This window comes from Cytobacillus sp. IB215316, from assembly GCF_033963865.1.
GTDB lineage: Bacteria > Bacillota > Bacilli > Bacillales > SM2101 > Nanhaiella > Nanhaiella sioensis.
In genome coordinates this window covers 26,143-40,456 of record NZ_JAXBMC010000014.1, presented here as the reverse complement: position 1 = coordinate 40,456, position 14,314 = coordinate 26,143, and the positions used below count along the sequence as shown (strand labels likewise).

Below are 14,314 nucleotides of genomic sequence, written 5' to 3'. Positions count from 1 at the left end.
TTATTTTTTTTTCAAGAATCTTTAAATAGAGCATTCAATGTGGCAGTTAATAACTTTTTAAATGGGTGTGGCTTATGAGCCTCATCTTGTCAGTATTTACATGATTAAAAGCCCATAACAGTTTTATTTATGTAAAGCTAGATTGACTTATATTCAAATTCAATGTAAAGTGAACTTGACGTAAAGTTAACTTTACATTGAGGGTGGTTGTGTGAAAAATAATATTAGGGAAATGCGTTCAAAACATAATTTTACTCAAGATGAATTGGCAGAACGACTAGATGTATCAAGACAAACGATTATTTCACTAGAAAAAGGGCGATACAATCCTTCAATTACTTTAGCCTTCAAGCTATCAAGAGTTTTCAACAGCAAAATTGAAGATATTTTTATTTATGAGGAGGAATAACGATGACAAGTAATAAAAAGTCAAAAGAATATCGAATTATCTATATATGTTCAGGTTTTTTATTGATTATATTAGGTATTTATTTAAACTATGAAGACATAGTAAAAGGTGAATTTCCTGATGCAATAATGTTACTTGCATTGGGAATAAATCAGTTGCTTCTAGGATATTTATCACCTCATATTTTTCCTAAAGATGAACGGGCAAAAGAAATAATAGGGAAATCAATGACCATAAACTACTTTGTTCTATTCGCATCAATATTAGTTTTATTTCTAGCTACAGGTTCTTTTGGATTTTTAACCTTAGATGCAACAGAGGTGCTAATTTTACTTTTTTGCATCATGATAATTACTATTCCAGGAACAATGGTGATCTATTCGAAAATCATCTAGTTCATTTATTTGTAAACACAGAACGGTTCTTTTATTAGGAAATCGTTCTAGTTTTTATCCAATCCTTCTAATCCGCTATGTTAGTCTTTTGCAGAGCGTATAATATTAATTTAGTCGTTAATGATATAGTTTGGTTTGCTATTATTGGGGGGAGTAATTAATGAGTGAAAATGTTAGGAAAGATTGTGAAATTTATCAATTTTGTGCTGAGAAATGGATCACTACATAAGAAGAACTGAGCAATAAGTTGTTCTGGTTAGAATAAACATACTCACCTTTGGGCAGATTTGCGCTTCATTGATAAGGCTAAATTGTGACAAGTTTCTACTTCTTCCAATGGTTATTAGGAAACTTAATGATTATTTGAGGGTATTAAAGGATACAAACAATCATATTTCTTTCATTTAATTTACACAATGGAGTAAAAAGTACATTATAAATAAGAAAACCTCTCAATTTATTACTGAGAGGTATCCTTTATTAACCATGGAAATAGATTATTATTCAACTCTTGTATTTGGATCACCGATGGATAATCCATATTCTAACCTACAAGGTTCATTATCAGGAGTGTTTATGCAAGTGGCTGAAATTTCACGCACATGATTACCAGCTAAAACAGTAGCATCAATGCCATTTAGTGTTACCGAAGTTGAGTCGATAAGACCTGTCATCGTAATTTCTACTTCACAACCTTCTGAAAGGGCTTCTACATATATAGAAACTGGCTGAGCGAAATCCATTGTTTTGAACAACGTAGATGTTGGGTTTGTGTTTTTATCTAGACTTAACAATTTAAAATTATATGCTATATTTACAGGATTTCTGAAAATTGTCAAATATATCACCTCCTTATCATTAATAGAATATGAATGAAAATTCAAGATGCTTGTACAAATGACTTGATTAATTCAATTGTTTTATCCAATATAAGTGAGAGGCTAAGAGTCTATGTAGAAGCAAAGGCTGAATTTAAAGTTGGAAAAATATGAAGGATGCACAAGCTATTTGTTTACATCTTACACGTTAGAATCAAATAGGAAATAAAATATAAGGTGGTAGGTGCTTTTTAAACATAAGAAATGCATCTTTGAGCAGAAGTGATTCGAATAGAATTCCATATAAGCTGAGGAACAAATATTTACACTTAATGGATTTACTAGAGAAACAAAATACGTGACAAAATGTCTTTCTTAGTAATGTTTTTTTCAGCAGTAAATTCCGAGCTCTCGAATGATAAAACCAAGCTGATACAGTACTGGAATATTATGTTATTATTAGATTGTATAATAATTTGGCAAGTAACAGGAGAATGAAGGAGAGGAAGTTTTGAGAGAAGATCAATTATTTGAACAAATGAAAATATGGCGTAAATGGTCTGTTCAACTACTTTGCACAATTTCCGATGAAGTTGCTGACATAATTCCGCATGGTCATAATAACAGCATCCGCTGGAATGCTGGTCATATTTTAGTAGGTTGGGATCATATGATGTTTCCTGCTGTCAATGAGAAGAGACAATTGCCTCTTACATATCACGAAATGTTCCCAAGAGGTAGTAAACCACAAAATTGGACAGAACAACCCCCATCGATGGAAGAAATCATTAACAAACTGGAGGAACAACCAGATCTTATTGTAAGAGCATGTAAGGGACATCTTGATGACCCTCTTCATGAATCTTTTTTAGGCATGAAAACATTAGGAGACATGGTTGTTTTTCATATGAACCATGAAAATCTACACATAGGAATGATTAAAAGTATGAAGAATTTACTTGAGTAAAGATGACATAGTTAGCAAGTTTTTAAAAACAATGATTTTTGAGATTGCTAAGGGCTGAAAAAACCAGTCCTTTTTGTTTTGAGACATTAGGAAAGCTTTTTTGTATTTGATCAAATGGTATAATTCGTTCTAACAAAATGATGAATATGACATAGTTTGAATCACTTATATAAGTATTGGAATAAATAGTAAATGACAACACATACTTTCCTCAACATAAAAGGTTTTTAATAATCATTGTTATTGTTAGTTGATGCCACATTAGAAAAGGTGTCATGATCTCTTATAAAGTCAAACCCCAGAAAGTTATTCTTCATTTTTATATCTTAATAATGGACTGTACTTAGTATTATTTTCATTACCATTCATATAAAATCATCCTTCTTTAATCTTGAGAAAGAGTGCTATCCAGCCCTTGGCATACCTACCCTTTAATCTTGGTTTTTATTGTTTCCAATGGTGAAGTTAAGAATTTGGTGTATGATGCAAAAAAGTTTGATCCTAGGAAAGCTGTGACTATTAAAGCAAGCGTAAGGTTAACGATAAACTGTGTATCCAGATTCCAGTCGTTCATAAAGTTATTTTTTTTCCACATAAATACGAAGGCTGGATGAAATAGGTAGATTCCTAGTGAATGGTCGCCCCATTTTGTAAGGAAACATTTTTTGCCCTTAATCACAATGAGTATTAGTATAGAAAGCCATGTAGATAATAGAAAGTGTGATAGTATTTTTGTTACATAGGTATCATTGTCTGACAAAAAACGTGATGTGCTATAACTTCCTTTATAAAGCCATTCCAAGTTAGGCGTAAATTCAATAAAAAGAAACACACCCATCGCTGTAAGTAGCAATAAACCTTTTGCTATATTTGGAGATAGGCTAGTATAAAGTTTCTTTAGCGCATTGTTAGACATAAAAAATCCAGCAAAGAAAAAAGGTGCAAATGTAATCGTACGCTGATAACTAAGTGTATAAGAAGAAAAATTAGGATAAAACTCTCTCGCAAAATTCACGAGGGGATCTGTGTATAGACGTGAAAAAAAGCTTATTAAAAGTATTAGGGTAAATAGAATTAGTTTACTAATATTGTTTGGGTTCAACTTTGCAATTATTCCCGCTAAGACATACCAAAAAGAAATACTAACGATATACCAAAGATGAAATCTTGGCTTCTCGTAGTTAAACCGTATCGTCTCGTACTCTCCAATGAAGTAGAAAAACAAGGTATATAATGTCTGAAAAATGATATATAACATTAAGAGATTGACAACTTTCTTCATTTGTATTCTTTTTGCTAAAAATCCACTTATGAACACAAAAAGTGGCATGTGAAACGCATAAATAAAAATAAAAGTTTGAAGATAATGCTCTTTATTTAATTCTAAGAAATGTCCAAATACCACAAGGAAAATTAGTATACCTTTCGTATTACTTAACTTTATATCCTTATCAAACAATTCAACCTCCTCCTAATTGCCGTGGACTTTATGTCTTTAAATATACCTGTCTAAAATGACTTTCCAGTGACTCGAATATGACAAATTAGTCACTTATGTTGAATCTGATTGTTTATAAAACTTAATCAGAAACGTGTTTTTCTTTATTCTAAACAATGAAATTTAAGCAATAGCGAGACCTTTACGGGTTTATCGTGTTATTTACATAAGACAGACAGTTTTTATAACTTTTTGTGACTAAAGGTTGTTGAGTAGTATGGTACGAGGATAAGGGAACTGCATAACAGTGATAATTTGTGAAGTTAAGCGACATCTCGACATTTAGAGGAATTTAGGTTGTGATAAGTCATTAGTTGTTTTGTTATACAAAAAAGAGCTTAGAGAAATATTGACTGTTAGAGGGGACAGTAGTGGGTGAAAGAATTATGTTAATGATTATTAAAATAAGAATTGGGTTGACGGTTCAATAGTATTACTATTGCATGGTAACATTGTAATTTAATCGGAAAATTTATTTTATACAGTTAGTAAAAAATGTGAAAAATCCATTCAATTCAACAATACACAAGAAATAGGGGAAGCCCCTAAAATAGGAGTTTCCCCAGAATCTATTTACAATTATCATTATGATGACTATTTAACAAAGCCTTCCTAGCATACTTGCTCTATTAAGTTAGGAGAGTTGTTATTTGGCGAATTTACATCTGATGACACTTCAAAAGCTTCCATAAGTTCCTGGTCAAAAGGTATTAACAACTTCTGAAGATAGGCTGTATCATTTATAGATGGATCTAACCAAATTTTTTCATCATCTGGTTTTAGAATTACCGGCATCCGATTATGAATCGAGGACATTAGCTCGTTAGGTTCGGTTGTGATGACTGTGCACGAATAAATAGTATGCCCATCTGGGGATTGCCAAGATTCCCATAATCCAGCCATTCCAAACGGTTCATCTGATTTAAGCTTAATACGCATAGGAATTTTGCGCTCTTGAGTCTTCTTCCATTCATAGAAAGAATCAGCAATAACTAAGCAGCGCTTCTTTTTATAAGCATTTCGAAAACTATTTTTATCAGCAAGTGTCTCAGCTCTAGCATTAATCATTTTATAACCGATTTTCATATCCTTTGCCCAACGAGGGATGAAGCCCCATCTAAGATATCCAAGTCGATTCTTTTCACCGTCGTTGATTACAGTTACGACAGAATGTGAAGGAGCAACATTATAATTAAAGCGGTATTCATCTTCTGTAAAAGCTGCTTTGATGTCAAAGCGGTCAATAATCTGATCAAATTGAGTGAAAAGAGTAAACCTACCACACATCATATCACCTACATAAAATTATTACGACGATTGTAGCAAATATTGTAAAAATAGGCAAATAAATCATCTAATAAAACGAATGTCAAAATTACTTGAATAGGAGGTTTTTAATTCATTGAAGTCCAATATACTAATGAGTTGATAACTTAGATTGTTTTGTAAGAAATACACTGTAGGAGCTCTATAAAGGTGGAATAGATTATTTGAAAAATAGCAAATTAAATCATAGTTTACTAAATTATCTACAATTCTTATATTTATTCGTTATCATTAGCTGATATTTATACAGCAAATCATCTAGACGTTGACTGAGGTATTTTGTTTCACAGTGATTCAACCCTTTTTGAATACCAGATGTAATCATTTCTGATCTTAGTTCTTCGATTTGTTGTAATAGCTGTGATTCGCGCTGATTGTTCATCATTGTATAAAAACACCTCAATAACTAAAATATGGATAAAGATAAGTAGACAATAATTATATAGATTAATAGATAACATTTAAATAGATGTAACAAAATTGTAACGTGGTAAATGTTTACATTTAAAAGGAAGAGAGGCCATAAGCTGGGGAACTGCTGTTAAGCAATGAAAAATAGTCAGCTTTTGAGAAGAGGGCTGTGAGTTAGATGCCTTAATGGCAGCCGGGTAAATGTAACATTTAGAGGTGAATTAGCTATAAATTGAGAAAGGTGATTTGTTTTAAAAACGGGAAAAAATGATGAAGTTATTTTTTCCATTATTTTATCTATTGAACAACAATAGTACCTTCATTATAGTCGAATTATCAGATTAAATATGAGGTGGCATGCTAAAAGTGAATCAGACAAGGTATGAATCATTTAAGGCTTTAATAAATAACAATATGAAAAATTATAGACAAAAACTACTTATAAGTTTATTAGTGATCTCTGTAATAATTAACTACGTCCAATACAATAAGAATCAGGATCAAGATGATTTATTACGTGATTTTTACATGGAATATATCTCTGATATTTTTTCTATAAATAGAAGTTTTTCTTATCTTGAAAATTTAAATATAGAAGAATTGAAAGATGCTGAACGTTCTTATTCTCAAATGTTGCAGTACATTTCTAAATTGGCACATAGTCATGAAATAAATGCAGCGTTTGAAACAAAACTACTAATAGATAATGCTTACGGTCTAGTAAAAAAGTTATATTCAAAAACTCAATCAGGTACACCCTTCACTGAAGAAGATTTGTTAGAAATTAAAGAAATAAACAAATATTTCGAACTTTTCTCTAGAGGAACCGACTATGACATAAGAAATAAGTCCTTTAAGGAGCTTAAAAAAGAGCTATACAATAGAAATCATAGATTAATAGATGTAAGGTATGGTAAACCTCCAGCCAAAAATTAAAGTTTGCTTAGTACATATTAGCACACTGCCTAAATGCACCCCGTCTTAATTATGTGACGGGTGCATTTTTGTTGGAACCTTTTTTATTTATCATTGTATAATTGTTTAAAGCTAATGTTTAAAATAAAACCACTAGTGAAAACTTTTAAAGGGAGGTTACGCATATTTCTATAAAACAATATTTATATAAGCTCAGCTTAAAACCTACTCTATTAGACGAAGAGAATTGGACTGATAGAGAACATCATATTATACAAGAACATTTCGACATGTTACAGCGGTTACTTGAAGAAGGAAAAGTGTTATTAGCAGGGAGAACTCTTAATATGGATTCATCGGGTTTTGGCATTGTCATCTTAGAGGTAGCATCGGAGGATGAAGCGAAAAAAATTATGCAAGACGACCCTGCTGTTAAGGAAAAAATAATGACAGCAGAGCTGTTTCCATATCGAGTCGCCTTATATAGAAATAAATAAAAAGCTTTATAACGATGAAAACAAATCATTCCTATTGTTCAAACAATCTACTTTTCAAAACAAGCACTATAAAAAAGTAATAGGATATTCATAGAAATCTTTATAAGTAGTAATTTGTAAATCATTTTACAACATATGGGTGAATACACTGAATCATCATTAATAAAGGCTTTTGTCGTAAACTTTGTTACTAATTTTAATGAAAAGGGACTGTATGATGCGTTATAAGAAGAGCTCATTAATTGTAAAATAAGATACCACAAACGCTAGATGTATACGTGCTTATATCTTATAACGCTATGCAACAATCAATGCGAAAAAAGGGGGAAATATGGATCTAGAGTTATCTAATGCTATATGGTTATTCGTTGTAATATTTATGCTCCATGATTTTGAGGAGATTATTACAGTTGAACAATGGGCGAATAAATATCAACATAAAGTAACTGGGAATAATATTTGGATCAAAAAAAAGATATGGCAATTTTGGAACTTAAACTCTAATAGTTTTGCAAAGAGAGATGTCATTATTTTCATCATTATGTGTAGTATTACATTTATCAAAATTCATTTTTTTCATAGCTCATGGAGTTCAATTTTGTATTTGTCATTTATAGTTTTTGTCTTAATACACAACATTGTCCATGTTTTGCAAACGTTGGTACTAAGAGCATATACCCCAGGTTTATATACAGCTATCTTCCTAGTAACCCCATATATTATTTACCTACTAAGTCGTTTGTTATAGAACGTTTTTTATACTCCTTGAACAAGCATACTTTATTCGAGCTCACGCTTTGTTATATTCTTTTTTAAAACGAGAACTACATTTTTGTAATACCAACATTAAAGTGATTATTTCCTAGTGATGAGAAAATATTAATAGAAAAATGTGAAAAACTTAAAACCTAAATTTCTTATTTTCTATATTAAGAAATTAGGTTTTTTATTTTTATCATCATATTAAAAAGTTAACTTCTGACCATCATTAATATTAGTTAATACAGTATTAAACAACCCCAAAAGTAGTATGATTTGTTTCACTATAAAAAACACATTGAACTTTAAAGAAAATACTTAAGAAGGAATTGAAATTTCCTTTATACAGGAGATTTACAATATTTATTTCGTGGTTAACACTATAAAAAACGTGGTAATATTAATGTGTGAGTGTAATGTATTTTAACATCCAGAAAGGACGATGAGGGGAATGGATAGACTAATAAAGAAATTATTAATTGTTACATTAATCTTCGCTATAGTTTCACCTTCTTTTCAAACAGGATTTGCAGCTACACAAGGGGAAGTAGTAATAAACGAAATAGCTTGGATGGGCACCAATGTAAGCAGTAATGACGAATGGGTTGAATTATACAATAACACAAACACAACGATATCAATTGACGGTTGGACATTGAGTTCGACTGATGGTACACCTACAATACATTTAAATGGGGATATTTCACCTAATGGATATTTCCTTTTAGAGAGAACAGATGATAGTACAGTTTCAAGTGTTGTGGCTGATATTGTTTATACAGGAGCTCTAAGCAATACAAGTGAAATTTTAGAATTAAGAGATGACCAAAATAACTTAATAGACATAGTAGATAATTGGTATGCTGGAGATAGTAGTACAAAGGCTACGATGGAAAGAGTTGATTCAACAGTTAGCTCAATTGCTTCAAATTGGAAGAGCTCTACTACGGCTTATAATGAAGGTTTAGGAACACCAAAGCAAAAGAACTCTATTGTAACAACTGAACCATCAGGTTGTAATACTACTGATGAGCAATTAAACAATGTTTCTAATGAGATAGGTGCTATTAATGTATATTTCAATAAATGTGCAAATGTTGAAGATGCAATTACTGGAAATCTAGCAAACTACAATGTTAATTTAGAAAACAGGTTGATTCAACGCTTAAATGAGGCTACATCGAGCATAGATATGGCAGCCTATGAAATTAATTTACCTAGAATTGTAGATGCTTTAATTGGGAAAGCTGCTGAAGGAGTAGAGATAAGGTTTATTGCAGACGCTAAAGATAGTGATGACCCGAACAACTTAGAACGTTTTCAAACAATGAGGTTGTATGTCGAGAAAATGGTTAGAGGACTAGATGGAGTAATTGGTACACCAGATGATATACGTGTATTCTCAGATTCACCAATGTTTGTTGTTGAGGATCTAGTCAAGCGAGCTGAATTTGGTTTACCTTCTGATTTTACCGACTTTCCGGAAGTAACAGTTCAAGTTGGAAATACAAATGAAACTGGCTATTTATTCGTAGAAGCTGAACAAAAAGATATTAACTCATACTACTCTCCTAATACTCAAATGCACAATAAATTTGCAGTAGTGGATGATAGTTGGGTGTTTACAGGCAGTTGGAATTATACTGTTACCGGTTTGTATGGTACGGAGGAAAATATGCAAAATGGAATCTTAGATGGAAATCAACAGCATGTAGTTGAAGTGAATAGTCCAGAACTGGCAAGTATCTATGAAGTTGAATTTAATGAAATGTGGGGGAGTACTTCACTTTACCCAGATCCGGTAAATGCTAATTTTAATACTCGGAAAGCGGATAATACTTCCCATAGTGTGAATATAAATGGAAAAACGATAGAAGTTTATTTTTCATCTGGTGATAATGCATTAGGTCGCGTTCAAAATATTATTAAGAACGAGGCAGATCACAGTGCCTACTTTACAATTTTTGCTTGGAGTGACCAATCTATTCTGGATGAACTGAAATATAAATGGGAAGGTTCTTATACTGATTTAGTTGGTTCATTAACCGGGTTCGATGTGAAAGGCGTCTTTGATTCGAGTTATTGGAATCAGTGGTGGTCAGCAAGTGTCGATATGACAGGTAGAACTGCAACACAGTCAAGTGTCGGAAATCCAAATACACGTTGGGCAAACCCTGCACCAGTGTATCAAGACAATGAATCTAGAAAACTACACAGTAAAACAATGTTGATTGATGCGAATTCTACAAGTGACCCTACTGTGATAATTGGTTCAACTAACTGGAGTGAGAACGGTAATAACGTGAATGATGAGAATATGCTTATTATTCACGACGAAGCCATTGTAAATCAATTTCTTCAAGAATTCAATGCGCGCTACGAAAATGCGAGTGGATTTTAGCTTATAAGCCTCGTTTCGTAAACAATGTTGCTAGATTATTTATGATTTTCATCGTCTTAGAAGAAAAGTTGAGTTTCTTAGTAGCTAAAACAGTTAATAGATAAAGTTTAATTGCCCTTGTAGAAGATAACAAATTATTATCTACTATAAGGGTATTCGATTTTATATGATCAAAGGGAAACTATTTACAAATAGTTATCATATCAATGTCATTATTTTATTTTTCGTTACATGTAATCTACATATGATTTTACTTGTTGAGGTAGGCTACCTAAATAAAAAGTACGATCTTTGGAGCTAAACATAAAAATTCGGTTAACATATATGCATCTTCTATGAATTACTCAATTTTCTAGGTAATGAAATTCAAATATTTGCATATGACTTAACATTTATTTAATTAGGAGGACATCGCTATGATAGGTATTTTAGGAGGGATGGGACCAAAATCTACTGCCCCCTTCATTGATAATGTGGTTGACCAGTGTCAAAAGATATATGGGGCGACAAACGATGTTGATTTTCCTCACATGATGATCTATTCGTGTCCAACGCCATTCTATATTGATAGACCTATTAATCATGAGGAAATGGCAAATGCTATTATTAATGGTGCAAAAAAACTAGAAACTACTGGTGTAGATTTTATTGCAATGCCTTGTAATACAGCACATCTTTATTTTAACAAGTTGAAAGAATCAATTTCAGTACCCATACTTAACATGGTTGATGAGACTATTAATGAAATACCCAATAACACAAGGAAAGTAGCGCTGTTAGCTACAGATCCCACAATTCAATCTGGTTTATATCAGCAGACTTTTTCTCAAAATGATGTTGAGTATGTTCATAAAAACAGTTGGCAAACATGTGTAAATCAAATCATTTCAGCTGTGAAGTCAGGTGAAATGATTGATGGAGCTCAATTGTGGAGTAAATTATGTTGCGAATTGAATGAGGCTGTAGAAACAGCAATCCTAGGATGTACAGACTTAAACATAGTGTCACACCATATACCAGACAATACCAATATTACTATTGTGGATTCATCAGATTGTCTAGCTCGTGCTGTTGTAAACAAATACTTATCATTTTCAAAGCATACGTAAAAAATACCTATTTATAATAGAGGAAAAAGGGACGCAAGCATTAAAAAAATCTGTTTTTGTCATGACAATTGCAACAAGCTATCCTTCTAGACCTAATTAAAAGGGCAGAGTATAGTATTTACTATGTAATTTATTCATGACTTGCAAAGGCTTGCCGTTATTTTTTTGAAATGGACAGTAAGATGGGTTTTTGCCCGAAACCAAAAAATTATAAAAAGGGTAAACGTGCTTATGTCTTAGTACAAAAAGCAACAATTAGGACGAAAACAGCCAAATTAAAATAAACATAAATATTAGAGGTAATATATGATTTTGAAAACGGTAGATGAAAGAGTATATTTGAAGTTAATAGAAATGAAGGATGCTGAAAAGATTTTTAAGTTAACTCATAACTCAAGAAATTATTTACGAAAGTGGCTACCTTGGGTTGACACAACTACGGGAATTGAGGACACAAAAGCATTTATTCGGGCATGCATAAGTAAATATGATGAAGATAAACATATGATAATGATGGTTATACTGTATAAAGACGATGTCGTTGGAGTAGCTGGTTATAATCAAATCAATTGGCTAAATAAAACAGCATATATTGGTTATTGGTTAGCCGAAGAATGCCAGGGATTCGGCATAATGACAAAGGTAGTTAAAGCATTAACAAATTACGCTTTTACAGAAGCTGAACTAAAAAAGGTTGCAATTAGACCAGCTGAAAATAACGAAAAAAGTAGAGCAATTCCAGAAAGATTAGGGTTTATAGAGGAGTGTAGAGTTAGTGATGCAGATTGGATATATGATCATTCTATAGATCATATAGTTTATAGTATAACGGAAAAAAGCTGGAATAATTAAACTATTATAGACCAAATGCTGTCTGACGTAATTAATCAACAAAGGTTTCAATGAGAGAAATTGTGTATATTTATAAAATCTTGAAGCAAAATACAAAGTAACAGGAGTTCCACCTATGATACTCCTGCAGGCACTCTCTGGCCATGGAGTGCCTATTTTAGTTTGAGGAACAATCAAATAACTGGTTGTCTTATTATACATTTCTTTTGGTCAAATGACGCTTTTTCCTATTTTACTTTTCTAAGGTACTTGGCTTTTTACAGAGTCAGTATTTTTTATAGTAATAAAAATGATCAATATCTCCCCATCATATAAAATATCCAAAAAGTTAAATGACAAATATTAGTTGATAAAAAAATGAGACTTTTTGCTTAAGTCAGCAGTCTAATTAGTGCTATTGAAATTTCATTAAGGAAGTGAGAGTATGGCCATTGGTTTTAGAAATAAAAAATCAAGTAAGGAGATGGAGGATAGATTCCTTTATTTGATAAACAATAACCAAGAAAAAATGTATAAAATTGCATATAGCTATGTCAAAAATAAAGATGATGCTTTAGATATCGTTCAGGAGACAGTATATAAAGCTTATATTTCATATGATAAAGTCAAAAAAGCACAATATGAAAACACATGGTTAACAAGAATCTTAATAAATGTATCTATTGATTTTATAAAGAAGAATAAAAGAGTCGTATCAATAGATACGAACTTGATTGAAAATATAAGTGATTCAAGGAAAGACCTTGTACATGAACAAATATTTGTAAAAGAAGCGCTAGAAAAATTAAATGAAAAACAAAAAACCGTAATAATATTAAGGTTTTTTGAAGATATGAAGCTGGAGGAAATTGCCCAAATTTTGAACTTACCAACTAGTACGATAAAATCCACTCTTTATAGAGCTTTAAAAGAAATGAATATTAATTTAAAGGAGTAGAGGATATGGATAAAAAAATGTTGTCTGATTTACAAAAAGAATATCAAGAAATCCAAATTCCAACAGAGCTTAATCATATGGTGCAAATAGGTTTAGAAAGGGGCAGAGCAAAAAAGACAAAAACTAATACAAATATGATCTTCAAAATTTGTGCTAGTTTTTCTGTAGCTTTAATATTATTTATCGCTGCTGTTAATGCATCACCAACTTTTGCAAATATATTGAAAGATATTCCTTATGCAGGAAAGTTAGTTAAGATCCTTCAATTTAATAATGGTAATTCCGGCGGAGGTTTTATAACTGATGGAACAGATATAAGTCAAATAGATTCATTTGAAACAGATGGGTATGAAAATATTTTTATAAACTTTTCACAAAGTGAAGAATTACAGGAAAATGTGGGAGCTTTTAAAGTTAGGTATGATGAAAATCCATATACAATGACCTTTGAGATTGGTGGTGCCAGAAGATTTTCAGCTGCTGAAAACTTTGAAAAAATATTGGAAAATAAGTATGTGAAAGATATTTATACAATTATTACTTTAGATGATTCTACCATTAGATTTGTTATTGAATTTGAAAAGCCTGTTGAATATATAGTAGAAGAAAGAGAAGCCCCTGCAAGCATAGTAATAATGTTTAAAGAAGATAAAAAGTTTGAGGAAAAGAAGACTTATTCTTTAAGAACAGAGTCTCACCCTAATGGACCAACTATTGGTTCATTAGAAGAGGAGTTTTTCGTTAAAGATGAAACACGTATTCTTAAGGATGAGGATGGTCTGTTTTTTGTAGAAATCCAGTCCTTTAATACTAAAGAAGAAGCAGAAAAAAAATTAGAGGCATTAACTAAAATAACAGATAAAGCGATACTTATTGAAGAAAAAATAGGAGGAAAGGATTCACAAAGCTATCCAGCAGAAATAATGAATAAAAACTAATAGAATCAATGTAAAAATAGCAGTATAAGAAGAAGCTAGCCTAAGTTTTAGGCTAGCTCTTAAATAGTTACTTATATAATAA

15 protein-coding genes are annotated in these 14,314 nt (G+C 31.5%); 11 read left to right on the top strand and 4 right to left on the bottom strand.

Annotated features, from left to right (window positions below; genetic code table 11):
* The first annotated feature begins 211 nt into the window (after positions 1-211).
* Both SLH48_RS18075 and SLH48_RS18070 read left to right on the top strand, forming a co-directional pair.
* Positions 212-409: a helix-turn-helix transcriptional regulator gene (locus tag SLH48_RS18075; RefSeq protein ID WP_214483154.1), complete on the top strand. Its 198-nt coding sequence runs from the start codon at positions 212-214 to the stop codon at positions 407-409.
* Between the two features lie 2 nt (positions 410-411).
* Positions 412-804: a hypothetical protein gene (locus SLH48_RS18070; protein ID WP_320259285.1), complete on the top strand. Its 393-nt coding sequence runs from the start codon at positions 412-414 to the stop codon at positions 802-804.
* Between the two features lie 500 nt (positions 805-1,304).
* On the opposite strand, the gene SLH48_RS18065 is transcribed toward SLH48_RS18070, so the two are convergent.
* A complete protein-coding gene (locus tag SLH48_RS18065; RefSeq protein WP_214483156.1) occupies positions 1,305-1,643 on the bottom strand; it encodes a hypothetical protein in 339 nt (112 codons plus the stop codon).
* A 490-nt stretch (positions 1,644-2,133) separates the two neighbouring features.
* Between SLH48_RS18065 and SLH48_RS18060 the strand changes: the two genes are divergently transcribed.
* Positions 2,134-2,589 (top strand): DinB family protein, encoded by a 456-nt coding sequence (locus tag SLH48_RS18060; protein ID WP_320259284.1) that lies wholly within the window; start codon positions 2,134-2,136, stop codon positions 2,587-2,589.
* 424 nt (positions 2,590-3,013) lie between these two features.
* Here the strand turns inward: SLH48_RS18060 and SLH48_RS18055 are convergent, their stop codons facing one another.
* The 3 genes from SLH48_RS18055 to SLH48_RS18045 form a co-directional block, all read right to left on the bottom strand.
* Complete coding sequence (locus SLH48_RS18055; protein ID WP_320259283.1) at positions 3,014-4,048, bottom strand: acyltransferase family protein; 1,035 nt, start codon at positions 4,046-4,048, stop codon at positions 3,014-3,016.
* A 651-nt stretch (positions 4,049-4,699) separates the two neighbouring features.
* Positions 4,700-5,374 carry an SOS response-associated peptidase gene (locus tag SLH48_RS18050; protein WP_320259282.1) on the bottom strand — a complete coding sequence of 225 codons (675 nt, stop codon included), beginning with the start codon at positions 5,372-5,374 and terminating at the stop codon, positions 4,700-4,702.
* A 238-nt stretch (positions 5,375-5,612) separates the two neighbouring features.
* Positions 5,613-5,798, bottom strand: a complete 186-nt coding sequence (locus SLH48_RS18045) for an aspartyl-phosphate phosphatase Spo0E family protein (protein ID WP_214483160.1) — start codon at positions 5,796-5,798, stop codon at positions 5,613-5,615.
* A 392-nt stretch (positions 5,799-6,190) separates the two neighbouring features.
* Between SLH48_RS18045 and SLH48_RS18040 the strand changes: the two genes are divergently transcribed.
* The 8 genes from SLH48_RS18040 to SLH48_RS18005 all read left to right on the top strand — a co-directional run bounded on the left by SLH48_RS18040 (position 6,191) and on the right by SLH48_RS18005 (position 14,232).
* Complete coding sequence (locus tag SLH48_RS18040; RefSeq protein WP_320259281.1) at positions 6,191-6,760, top strand: hypothetical protein; 570 nt, start codon at positions 6,191-6,193, stop codon at positions 6,758-6,760.
* Positions 6,761-6,924: 164 nt separating this feature from the next.
* A complete protein-coding gene (locus tag SLH48_RS18035) occupies positions 6,925-7,236 on the top strand; it encodes a YciI family protein (RefSeq protein WP_320259327.1) in 312 nt (103 codons plus the stop codon).
* A 331-nt stretch (positions 7,237-7,567) separates the two neighbouring features.
* Positions 7,568-7,984 (top strand): HXXEE domain-containing protein, encoded by a 417-nt coding sequence (locus SLH48_RS18030; protein ID WP_320259280.1) that lies wholly within the window; start codon positions 7,568-7,570, stop codon positions 7,982-7,984.
* Between the two features lie 462 nt (positions 7,985-8,446).
* Positions 8,447-10,396, top strand: coding sequence for a phospholipase D-like domain-containing protein (locus SLH48_RS18025; RefSeq protein ID WP_320259279.1), 1,950 nt, complete (start codon positions 8,447-8,449; stop codon positions 10,394-10,396).
* Between the two features lie 416 nt (positions 10,397-10,812).
* Complete coding sequence (locus SLH48_RS18020; protein ID WP_320259278.1) at positions 10,813-11,505, top strand: aspartate/glutamate racemase family protein; 693 nt, start codon at positions 10,813-10,815, stop codon at positions 11,503-11,505.
* Between the two features lie 306 nt (positions 11,506-11,811).
* Positions 11,812-12,357, top strand: coding sequence for a GNAT family protein (locus tag SLH48_RS18015; RefSeq protein WP_320259277.1), 546 nt, complete (start codon positions 11,812-11,814; stop codon positions 12,355-12,357).
* A gap of 424 nt (positions 12,358-12,781) precedes the next feature.
* The gene (locus SLH48_RS18010; protein ID WP_250886685.1) at positions 12,782-13,294 is read left to right on the top strand and encodes a sigma-70 family RNA polymerase sigma factor; all 513 of its coding nucleotides are present in this window, start codon (positions 12,782-12,784) and stop codon (positions 13,292-13,294) included.
* A 5-nt stretch (positions 13,295-13,299) separates the two neighbouring features.
* On the top strand, positions 13,300-14,232 hold the full coding sequence (locus tag SLH48_RS18005) for a DUF4179 domain-containing protein (RefSeq protein ID WP_320259276.1): 933 nt from the start codon (positions 13,300-13,302) through the stop codon (positions 14,230-14,232).
* Positions 14,233-14,314 lie beyond the last annotated feature (82 nt).